This is a genomic window from Microcoleus sp. LAD1_D5 (assembly GCF_036702115.1).
Lineage (GTDB): Bacteria > Cyanobacteriota > Cyanobacteriia > Cyanobacteriales > Microcoleaceae > Microcoleus.
Genome location: NZ_JAUBSA010000131.1, coordinates 1 through 7,940, shown reverse-complemented (window position 1 = coordinate 7,940; position 7,940 = coordinate 1). Strand labels below are relative to the sequence as shown.

7 protein-coding genes and 1 pseudogene are annotated in these 7,940 nt (G+C 47.2%); 5 read left to right on the top strand and 3 right to left on the bottom strand.

Features of this window, described 5'->3' with window-relative positions; all coding sequences use genetic code 11:
• A pseudogene (locus QUA70_RS27425) lies at nucleotides 1-317 on the top strand (hypothetical protein); the annotation flags it as partial.
• A gap of 176 nt (nucleotides 318-493) precedes the next feature.
• Here the strand turns inward: QUA70_RS27425 and QUA70_RS27420 are convergent.
• A complete protein-coding gene (locus QUA70_RS27420) occupies nucleotides 494-1,876 on the bottom strand; it encodes a UDP-N-acetylmuramoyl-tripeptide--D-alanyl-D-alanine ligase (RefSeq protein ID WP_333350951.1) in 1,383 nt (460 codons plus the stop codon).
• A gap of 408 nt (nucleotides 1,877-2,284) precedes the next feature.
• Between QUA70_RS27420 and QUA70_RS27415 the strand changes: the two genes are divergently transcribed.
• Both QUA70_RS27415 and QUA70_RS27410 read left to right on the top strand, forming a co-directional pair.
• A complete protein-coding gene (locus tag QUA70_RS27415) occupies nucleotides 2,285-3,565 on the top strand; it encodes a hypothetical protein (RefSeq protein ID WP_333350950.1) in 1,281 nt (426 codons plus the stop codon).
• 287 nt (nucleotides 3,566-3,852) lie between these two features.
• Nucleotides 3,853-4,185 carry an RNA recognition motif domain-containing protein gene (locus QUA70_RS27410; protein ID WP_006635107.1) on the top strand — a complete coding sequence of 111 codons (333 nt, stop codon included), beginning with the start codon at nucleotides 3,853-3,855 and terminating at the stop codon, nucleotides 4,183-4,185.
• 239 nt (nucleotides 4,186-4,424) lie between these two features.
• Here QUA70_RS27410 and clpS read toward each other — a convergent pair whose 3' ends face one another.
• Nucleotides 4,425-4,706 carry an ATP-dependent Clp protease adapter ClpS gene (gene clpS / locus QUA70_RS27405; protein WP_015178019.1) on the bottom strand — a complete coding sequence of 94 codons (282 nt, stop codon included), beginning with the start codon at nucleotides 4,704-4,706 and terminating at the stop codon, nucleotides 4,425-4,427.
• A gap of 287 nt (nucleotides 4,707-4,993) precedes the next feature.
• Here clpS and QUA70_RS27400 point away from each other — a divergent pair, with 287 nt between their 5' ends.
• Nucleotides 4,994-5,596, top strand: a complete 603-nt coding sequence (locus QUA70_RS27400; RefSeq protein WP_333335500.1) for a DUF3172 domain-containing protein — start codon at nucleotides 4,994-4,996, stop codon at nucleotides 5,594-5,596.
• A 172-nt stretch (nucleotides 5,597-5,768) separates the two neighbouring features.
• Here the strand turns inward: QUA70_RS27400 and QUA70_RS27395 are convergent, their stop codons facing one another.
• Nucleotides 5,769-7,094: an AMIN domain-containing protein gene (locus QUA70_RS27395; protein WP_333350948.1), complete on the bottom strand. Its 1,326-nt coding sequence runs from the start codon at nucleotides 7,092-7,094 to the stop codon at nucleotides 5,769-5,771.
• Nucleotides 7,095-7,184: 90 nt separating this feature from the next.
• Here QUA70_RS27395 and QUA70_RS27390 point away from each other — a divergent pair, with 90 nt between their 5' ends.
• A complete protein-coding gene (locus tag QUA70_RS27390) occupies nucleotides 7,185-7,742 on the top strand; it encodes an NUDIX hydrolase (protein WP_333335494.1) in 558 nt (185 codons plus the stop codon).
• Nucleotides 7,743-7,940: the final 198 nt, after the last annotated feature.

Genomic DNA, 7,940 nt, shown 5'->3' with positions numbered 1-7,940 from the left:
GTTCTGAGTGCAATTTATCTCACTTAGCCCCAGTCTCCCATAAAATAGGTACTTTATTTCCGCCATGCTGTACTAGCAGTTCGATCGATCGACTTTCTTTATATGCAAGTTTAGGCGTACCGGAAGTTTGGCGCTACGACGGAAATCGTTTAATAATTTATCAGTTGGAAACACAGGAATATGTAGAAAGAGATGTTTCTCCGACTTTTCCTTTTTTGTCGCAAGTTGAGATGCTGCGCTTTTTGGAATTGAGGAGAACTACAAAAGAAAATGCTTTAATTCGGTTGTTTCGCGAATGGGTGAGGAGTCAAATTTAGTCAGGGGAGTGAAGGAGGGCGATTCCCTTCCGGATAGCTCCGCTTCACCCACTTTGGAGATGATATCATATCGTGTAAAACATGAGTTTGTAGCGAGGACTTCACGGCGAGCGAGTTTATGGAGGGCTTAAGTCCTCACTACAAACTTAATTATAATTCTTGACGCGGACAGGATATTATTCGCCAGCCAAATCAGCGCGAAACTTCTCCACAACTCGATTTAACTCCACCGAATGAGATGCCTTAAATAAAATACGATCGCCCGGTGTGACAAACTCCATTAAATGTCTTGCTAAATCTTCGCGGGAATTCTCCCTGGCAATATCTCCTATCTCCACAAAAGGCAAACCCGCCGCACCAGCCGCCATCGCCGCCGCTTCCTCAAAATCAGCAAAAATAAACAAAGCATCCAGATGCAAATCTCGCGCCACTCTTCCCACTTGGCGGTGAAATTCGATCGCCCTGTCGCCCAATTCCTTCATCGTTCCCAACACCGCAATCCGGCGCTTTCCTGGAGTATCTGCTAACAGTCTCAGGGCCGCCAACATCGACTCCAAACCAGCATTGTAAGTCTCATCCAGAATCATAATATCTTCGGGCAAATCGTAGCGGCGCGCCCGTCCATCCGGTAACTGCACAGACAAACCTTGCTTTAAAACTTCCCAATCAATACCTAAAGCTTTTCCTACCGCCAAAGCCGCCAAATAATTTACAGCATTGTGGCGTCCCGGCAGTGGCAGCGGCAATTCTACACCATCTACAAACATTGTATTATGATTCAGCAATTTCCCGCACAAATCCCCGCCTTCTAAACCGTAAGTTAAAGTTTTTCCCTGCCAAAGTTTTGACGCAGTTGCGATTAATCTGTCACCATCGTGATTGAGAATAGCAATGCTATCTGTAGGCATTTCAGCTAAAAGTTCGCACTTTGCTTGGGCGATCGCCTCTTCGGAACCTAATCGCCCGATATGCGCCGTTCCTACATTAGTAATTACCGCCACAGTAGGACGCGCAATTTGCGACAGCAGCGCAATTTCGCCACTCCCGCGCATTCCCATTTCAATTACAGCATAATTGTGTAAGGGTGAAAGCTCCAACAAAGTTTTTGGTACTCCAATTTCATTGTTGTAGTTATATTGGGTTTTAAGAACCTTTCCCTTCGTTGACAAAACCGCCGCAATTAACTCTTTAACAGTAGTTTTACCTACAGAACCAGTAACAGCAACTATAGGTATACTGAATTGGTCACGCCACCAACGGGCGATCGACTGATAAGCTTTTAAAGTATCGTCCACGCGCAACAGCGGAAAATTAGGCAATTCCTCTTGCCAATCTCGATCGACAATCGCCGCAATCGCCCCCAAATCCCGGGCTTTTGCCAAAAATTGATGGCCATCAAAATTGTCTCCCCGCAGCGCCAAAAATACTTCGCCCCCCTCAAGAGTGCGCGTATCTGTGGCAATACCTGTCCCTAAAGCTGTCAAAACGCCCTTAGACACCGCAGGCAAAGGTACAGTTAAAATTTCAGCAAGTTGGGCGATACTTACGCGACAAACCATAACCAGCACTCACATTTCAAATAATTATTTTCACAGCTAATTCTACCTCGGCCGACCTCAAATTTAACTAACAGGGAGCTGCTGCTCAGGATTGACCTTGATCATCCTAATACTAAATCGTCCGCTCACCCAGAAATTATTCCGTACCCCCCACAATCTTTACCAATACTTTACAAAGTCGATGGTGATTTAAGGCCTTGCTAATTACCAACAATTCATGTCATGCTGGTGTTGATAAATAGTTTAACTAAGCAAAAAATATCGATCGGCTTAAGCTGCTGACAGCTTCTACCCATAAGTCTCAGCCGGCGAGAAGCTTGGTTGACTTAATTATTGCGATTCATTTGCCAATTCATCAAGCTAATAGCGCTGAAAGCTCCTGCCCCAGCCTCGGAGGGTTAATCCACAGTGAACGACTACAACAGACAAAGCCACGAAGAAGAACAGCTACTTTACAAGCATTGGCTGGAGTTGGTACAACGAGAGCAGCCGGCCGAACTCATCAGCCGCTTTCGCACTTTGTTTATCCAGGGTACCGGATATCCCGATCGCTCGATCGCCGACGCACTCGATAAAATAGCACGCTCAGAACACGCCGAACAAGAGTTCAAATACATCCTCAACCGCTGCTGCCACATCCTGATCAACCGCTGGCAAACTTACCCCAGCAAGCAAGCCGCCATCCCTGAATTGATCGCTGTGTTTGAAGAAGCGCCCAAAATATTATTTGGATACAATCGATCGGGGGGGCGAGGCTCCATCCCTAAATTAGTAAATCAGTTTACCGAAAGCGAACAGTACCTCACCCTCCAACGCTTAGCCAAAGTCATAACTCACAGCAATGAAGATAGCAGCAACAGCAAAACCCCTGCTACCCTTGCCCTCGGAACCTTAATTCCCCGCTACCCTTACCTCTACAAACACTGCCTCCTCAGCGACGACAGCACCTACGAACAGCAAAAAATCATTAAAAAAATCCAAGCTCAAAAGCAGCAGCAATTTGAGATCAATCTCTCACAATATGTCGCTCACCAAGTGAGAAAAGCCCAAATAGCGCGTCGGGAAACCTCCATTTCCTTCGGTCGAAATATACAAACTATAAAAAATCCGACACTGTTGACCGACCCGGAACTATTCTTTGCCCTCAAGCAATTTGTCGGAAAAGTAGAAGGAGCCGATACCTACAGACAGCTAGCGGGCCGTTTCACGGCGAACGCCAGCACAAATCAGTCCTACCGCTCCTTTAAAGATGACTTGTACGAATACCTGATTTCTTCTGTCACCGATGACCGCTACGGCAAACGTCTCTTTAACGAAAAATTGTATAAGCAACTACAAAATACTCTGCCCCACAGCGATGATCAGAAGTTCAATGAATTTTTAATGATCAGAACTTGCAGCCAGTTATTGAACTTTTTAGTAGTGGAGAGTCCTGTGCGGCCCAACCACTTTGTCTTCATCGACCTAATCTCAAACCTCGGGCCCACCCAAACCACAGGTTTGCTGCTGAAAATCGTACTAATTTGTGGCAAAGTCAAGCCCTACCTAGAAAAGCGCCTGGCAATTTTGTTCGGTCACTACGAATGCAGTACCCGAGAAGGCGTGGTGTGGTTAGTCAAAGCCCTGGAAAACGTGAACCTAGCTTTGACTACCAACTTTGGCAAGGTGGATGTATCTTTCCTGCGGTGAGAGCGCGCGCCACAACTTTCTCTGCTTCCACTGCAGACAAAACATTACACTGATAAACCAGGTTTATGAATACCCTAAAAGTTTTACGTTTAATTAGAACGACTTAATTAACTGCTGAAACCTACTCAAAAGACGCTATTCTATGTTAAAGTACCAAGTGTGAATCAGATTCAGTTGCAGGCTTTGTTCATTGCTACAGAATTGTCTAAAAACTTGCCCTTCTGTATCGGCAGGGGACTCTCCGAAACTGAAATCTTCGCACTGTCTAAATTTTGGAGTTATTCCTCATGTCGATATACGTCGGTAACTTATCCTACCAAGTTACCCAAGAAGACATCACCACCGTCTTCGCCGAATACGGAACCGTTAAGCGAGTACATCTACCTACCGACAGAGAAACCAGTCGCCCCCGCGGCTTCGGTTTTGTAGAAATGTCCACAGATGCAGAAGAAGATGCAGCCATTAGTGCTCTCGACGGAGCAGAGTGGATGGGTCGCGACCTCAAAGTTAACAAAGCTAAGCCGCGCGAAGATGAAGGCGGCCGGGGTGGCGGCAACCGGGGCGGCGGCGGCCCTGGAAAATTTGCTCGCGGAGGAGGAGGCGGAGGAGGACGTTATTAATTTCCTCCTTAGTTTCCTCGGATAAAGATTTGAGATTGGAGAGTTGAAATTGGCGCGAGAGCTCACCTAGCTCCGAACCACTTCCGGCCGTTCCGAAAAACCTATGCTCTTCAAATTTCCATATCTACCCGATTAAATATACCAAAAAGCCAAGGGCCTAACCCTTGGCTTTTTGGTATGAGGGTGGACGGTATGAGTCTGAAATCCGCTGGGCGAATCCGTTGCAGTACCGTCAGGTTCTAATCGTCAGGTTCGATGCTGCTGCTCAATCCGTGATTATTGAGCGTTTCAGCGTAAAACTCAGCGTGTTCGAGAGCGCAAACAATCACCAATCCCATCCCGTTAGTATGGGCTTCCATCATCACATTTACCGCCTGTGGCTGAGTCAGACTCGGTACCGTCGCCATCAAAGTCTGCACCACGTACTCCATAGGATTGAAATCATCATTGTGCAGCAGAACGCGGTAGCGCGGTGCAAGCTTACGGACTGTGGATGGCTTTTGAATAATTTCGACAGACACTAATCTATACCTCCTGACTTGTAAAATGTTAAAATTTGTTAACCATCTTGAGCCGGATTCCTCCGCTGTGCAAGAGTATGTCACTTTCAGCTATTTTATTGAAATCTGAAAATTCAGACAAGGCAGCCCCTTGGTCGATCGCGAGCTGTGAACCAAAAACCAAACCCAGAGAGGGTGTCTGGGGCCTGTAGCAACCACCTTCCTAGCGTCATAATATTAGAAAGGCGAGATCGGTTAAAAATAACAAACTACTACCTGTTGAGTCTCCAGAACAGAGGGAACCTTATATGAAACGCAAACCTAAATCCTACAACGACAGATTCAGCGGCGACCCACCCCGAGGAGATGAAGACTCCGACTATTCCGGCTCAATGGGCGGACAGTCGCGGCGTCAACCTCAGTCCGGCAAACCCTCTTTTCTCAATTCCGCCACCCTAGGGATTTTAACAGCCGTCTTTATTCTGGGAATTGGGATTGGCATTGCCTTTAGCTCCACAGCTACAATTAGCCCAGAGAACGTAGCCTCCCGCGAATTTATCGACCGCAGTGCCCCGAACCCAGAACTTTGCGTGCAGTTTGGAGCAAGCGCGATGGTGACAGATATGCGCCTCTACGTCACCCTCAACCCTTTCAACGTCTACATCTCGCAGCCGAGTATGCGCCCCGGATGCGTCCTGCGAACCAATAACTGGGCAATTCTGGAACAAAGAAAACTCATCAGCCAAGACCAAGTGCGCGATTGCAAAAATCGCATGAACACCTTTGGCTTCACCGGCCCCCTGGAAGCTCAACCCGAAATTAACTGTATCTACCAAAACGACGGCGCTAAAAACCTGTTCCTCAACCAACCGGGTTCGATAGCTCCAACCACGGAAGGTCAAAATTTCTAAATCGCCGATATAGCGGTTTTCGCTTGAGCAAAGTACAGATATGGGGTAGGGACTTAGGCTTGGCTTAAGTCCCTACTTTATTTTATAGAATGGAAAACTGCTCTAAGAAAATATTGAAGGAAGAGGTTCGAGGGAAGAAAAAAGTCTTCCCTCGAACCTCTTCCTTCTTGCTTCAAAAACCAAACTGGGGGAAATCTTCCGTTAACTCAACTTGCAAAATTTGACCGGGTTGAATCGTAGCAGGTTGAGGAGTCGCGACGTAAGTTGTAGCAACACCACCGGCTGCTCCCGCCAACAAACCGATACCAGAAAAGCCGCTCAGCAAGAACAAAGCTAAGCCACCAATACCAGTATTTCGCAACAAACTGCGATCGGAAGGCTGAGCCCGTCGGCCTTCCACGGGTTCCGAGCGAGCCACCAGAGGGATATTGCGACCGTTGAGACTAATAGCTTCCACTACAAATCGACTGCCGACGTTAGTGGTTTCAAATCGACCGATGACCGGCGTATTAGCAGGTACGATCGTATTACCGCGACTGTCGAGAATTCCCCCTTGCAGCAGCAGCACTTCCTCTCGGCTGGGCTTTGCTTGTAACCGCAAAGCCCGATCGCCAGGGTATAGCAAACTCAGCTCCGTGCCCGCCGGCAACAAGACATTCGCCCCAGCCGCAGCCTGCAAAGGAGCATTCGATCGTCCGCGAGGAAGCGGTTCACCAAAAGTAAGCGTCCGCTGTTGGGGTGCAGCAGTCGTTATTTGAGGGTCTAGGCGGGGTACAGCAGCAGCTTGTACCCCACGGCGTTCGTCAAGGCGAACGTTGACTAAAGGCACTCTGAGCGGCCGGATTTGGTCATTTGAAGTTGACCGCGGCGAAAAATTTGTACCGGGATTCGGGGAAGTAGGAGGCTCAGGTCGATCGACCTCTGGGGCAGCAGTTGAGTTAGAATCTGTCGGTGGCTGGTTTTGCGGTACTTGTATTGCAGGCTGGGGTTGAGTTTCGGGATTTTCCATACTCGCAGTCGGTTCGATCGAAGGACGCAACACCCAGCGATTTTCTACCCCAATTCTTTGGAATTGAACTTTCCCCGCGCTAAAACCGACTCCAGGAGCCAAATTGACCATAATTCTCGCCGTTCCCGGTTGAACTTGACTCACTCCCACAGAACGCACTCTGCCTTGTGGGTATAGCTGAGTTGCATCTACTCCGATCTCAGTATTGGGCAAATCCACAGCAATCTGACTGGGGTTGAGTAGAGAATATGTGGGGGTTGTTCCCTCTGGAAGAGTAATTTCTAGCTGATTTGTCGCCGGATCAAATTTCCAACTTGTGACTGTAGAAGCATTTACTGGTTCCAGTGTTGCTGGCACTGCTGCAACTGCGGCAACGACTGCTAGACCCAGACTCAGTGACTCGATCGCCAACAATCCCGGTGCTAGAGAATTAACAGTCCATTTTGGTAAGTCTTCCCCAAATCTGGTGAGTAATTTTTTGTATGGCATGGCGGCTGGGTGAAATTTTTGATCTGAAATAAATTATGGATGGGAAAATTGTGCCTTCGGATGACGCTGAAAGTTTAGCATTATGGCGATATGAAAAATTTAACTAAATGGAAATTATTGCGATCGCGCTTCGTTCTTAACAACAAGTGGTGTCAGGTTAGACAAGATGAAATAGAATTGCCAAGCGGACAAATTATAGACGACTTTTTTGTTAATGTCCGACCCAATATCGCCCTCGTATTTGCCACGACAGAGCAGCAAGAACTTGTATTAGTGCGCCAATACAGGCACGGAGTAGGCGAAATTTTGCTGGAACTGCCTGCCGGAACTTTCAATCCTGCTGAAGAGAGCGGGAAATCGGCAGCAGCCAGAGAACTTGCCGAAGAAACGGGATATGTTGCTGAAGAAATTTTGGAACTAGCAACCTTATATGATAACCCCGTAAAAGACACCAATTCTATCTACCTATACTTTGCTAAAAATGTCAAGCTTGCCAGCAAAATTCAATTAGATATTACAGAAGATATTGAAGTTGTTTTAGTCCCCGTTGCCGAAGTTTTGGTAAAAATAAAAAACCGAGAAATTTGTGTAGCAGGAAGCATCGCAGCTATTTTTTTAGGATTAGAATTTTTGAATAAACAGCGGTAAGGTGCTTTGTGAATGGAACCCTACACGCTGTTTTTTGTGAGGCTTGTCTTAACGAGAAAGAGTCAAAAAATCCAGAGAAGTAATAGTATTATCAGCCCCAAAAACCTGAGCCAAAACCTCGCCTGTCGCAGCAACTTGCAGCAGTGTGCCATGCGCCATCGAGTTAATTTGCAAAGCCTCAAAACTCAATCCGTCAGC

Coding starts and splice junctions, on each gene's coding strand:
- QUA70_RS27390 (WP_333335494.1), top strand. CDS start 7,185: ATGAAAAATTTAACTAAATGGAAATTATTGCGATCGCGCTTCGTTCTT.
- QUA70_RS27410 (WP_006635107.1), top strand. CDS start 3,853: ATGTCGATATACGTCGGTAACTTATCCTACCAAGTTACCCAAGAAGAC.
- QUA70_RS27420 (WP_333350951.1), bottom strand. CDS start 1,876: ATGGTTTGTCGCGTAAGTATCGCCCAACTTGCTGAAATTTTAACTGTA.
- QUA70_RS27395 (WP_333350948.1), bottom strand. CDS start 7,094: ATGCCATACAAAAAATTACTCACCAGATTTGGGGAAGACTTACCAAAA.
- QUA70_RS27400 (WP_333335500.1), top strand. CDS start 4,994: ATGAAACGCAAACCTAAATCCTACAACGACAGATTCAGCGGCGACCCA.